Raw genomic sequence first — 1684 nt, 5'->3', positions numbered from 1 at the left:
GAGGTCATGGACCAGTCGGCCCAGGCCATCTCCGAACTGGCCCGACAGGCCGTGGAGCTCCAGGAACTCGTCCAGACCCTCAAGGAGGGTTGATCCGGCCAGAAGCCATTATCGACGGTCCTTGGACCAAAAAAAAATGCGGCCGGGGTGACCCGGCCGCTTCATTTCCATCCGTCTCGATCCGATGGAATCAGGCGAACGAGCGTTTAAAAAGCTCATCGATGGCTTTGCGGCCGTTCTCTTCCAGAAACCGGGTGCCGGTTCCGGTGAAATGCCGGCGGGAGATGACCGGGGCCGCCTCGGCCTCCCACCCCTCACCGGACCAGCGAAACCACCCATTCCGGTCCTGGGCGAAGACATGGATCTGCTTGTTGCAGATCTTGGCGAACTCGGCTCCCCATCCTGTGCCGCCCTTGACCGTGTCGTCCTCCTGAATGGATCCGACCACGAAGACCTCATGGCCTGCCTCGACCTGATACATGATCGTCTGAAGGACTTTGCGCATCAGTTCGGCGTTGGAAAACCTCCGGCCCAGGAGCTTGGACACGTAGACCAGGCTGACATCCTTGCGGACCAGTTCCTCCTGGGTCAGGACCCGAAGACCCCGGGTCCGGGACACGGTCCGACCCTCAAAGGAGAAGGTGACTTCCTGCAAACCGTAGGCCTCGGCCTGACGTCCAAATTCGGATTCGGCCCCGGGAGCGGCCCCGCTGTAGAGAATATATTCGGAAGGTGAAGACATACTCGAAACTCCTTTGGTGTTCGATTGTGAAAATGGGAGTGCGTCCATGGCTGAAATAAAAACCCCTGTCAACCTTCTTGCCGATATCTCGAGGCGATTTCAAGTCCCGGACGACTGGACAACGGCCCGGGACCCCATGTACGAACATAAGCCAGAATGCTCGTCCGAATCAGGCCACGCCAAGGCAAGGAGAACTGCCGTGAAGATCATGATCGTCGACGACAGCTACGACAACCGGTTCATCCTCAGAAAGACTCTCGAAACCCGGGGGATCTGCATTGAGGAATGCGACGGCAAGCAGGCTGTCGGCTCCTTTGTCAAGGCTCTCCATGAAAACGAACCCTTCGATCTCGTCTGCATGGACATCATGATGCCTGAGGTCGACGGGCAGACCGCCCTCCAGATCATCCGGGCCGTGGAGAACAAATGGGGCGTCCCGCCAGGCCAGGAATGCAAGGTCATCATGATCTCCGCCCTGAACAGCCCCGGCGAGGTGTCCAAGGCCTTCTTCAAGGGTTGCGCCACCGATTACGTCACCAAGCCCATAGACCGGGACCGGCTTCTGGCCAAGATCGATGCGATCATGGACAATTCCTGCCCCGGAGAATTCTGAACCTTTTGGAGACGCCGACCATGATAGCCTGGCTCCACCCCCTCATCCAGTTCCTCGGAATACTGCTGTCCTTCTATGTCCTGGCCCTCGGGGCGGTCCGTTTCTCCGTCTCTCATCTCGGAAAAAAAGGCCGCTTTCCCTGGAAGCGCCACGTCGCCTTGGGCAAGGCCGTCATCGGCCTCTGGCTCGTGGGCATGATTCTCGGATCCTGGGTGGTCAGGGCCCTTTGGGAGTCGGAATCCGGGCTGACCGGCTGGCACCACACCCTGGCCATGGTCATGCTGCCCATCATGGCCGTTGGTTTCGCCTCGGGTTGGCTCATGAACCGG

At 59.3% G+C, this 1684-nt stretch carries 3 protein-coding genes; 2 read left to right on the top strand and 1 reads right to left on the bottom strand.

Going from position 1 to position 1684, the window contains the following annotated elements; all coding sequences use genetic code 11:
* Positions 1 to 190 precede the first annotated feature (190 nt).
* Positions 191 to 742 carry a hypothetical protein gene (locus EOM25_14680; GenBank protein NCC26422.1) on the bottom strand — a complete coding sequence of 184 codons (552 nt, stop codon included), beginning with the start codon at positions 740 to 742 and terminating at the stop codon, positions 191 to 193.
* Between the two features lie 46 nt (positions 743 to 788).
* Between EOM25_14680 and EOM25_14675 the strand changes: the two genes are divergently transcribed.
* Entirely contained in the window at positions 789 to 1355 is a 567-nt protein-coding gene (locus tag EOM25_14675) for a response regulator (GenBank protein NCC26421.1), read from the top strand.
* 20 nt (positions 1356 to 1375) lie between these two features.
* Positions 1376 to 1684, top strand: a 309-nt coding sequence (locus EOM25_14670; protein ID NCC26420.1) for a DUF4079 domain-containing protein, incomplete at its 3' end; no start/stop codon positions are given.

Source organism: Deltaproteobacteria bacterium (assembly GCA_009929795.1).
In the GTDB taxonomy this organism is placed as follows: Bacteria; Desulfobacterota; Desulfovibrionia; order Desulfovibrionales; family Desulfomicrobiaceae; genus RZZR01.
The sequence above is the reverse complement of the archived record's forward strand: the minus strand, read 5'-3'. Positions and strand labels throughout refer to the sequence as shown.

Excerpts from the sequence above, each read along its gene's own strand:
- EOM25_14680 (NCC26422.1), bottom strand. The coding sequence starts at position 742 with ATGTCTTCACCTTCCGAATATATTCTCTACAGCGGGGCCGCTCCCGGG.
- EOM25_14675 (NCC26421.1), top strand. The coding sequence starts at position 789 with ATGGCTGAAATAAAAACCCCTGTCAACCTTCTTGCCGATATCTCGAGG.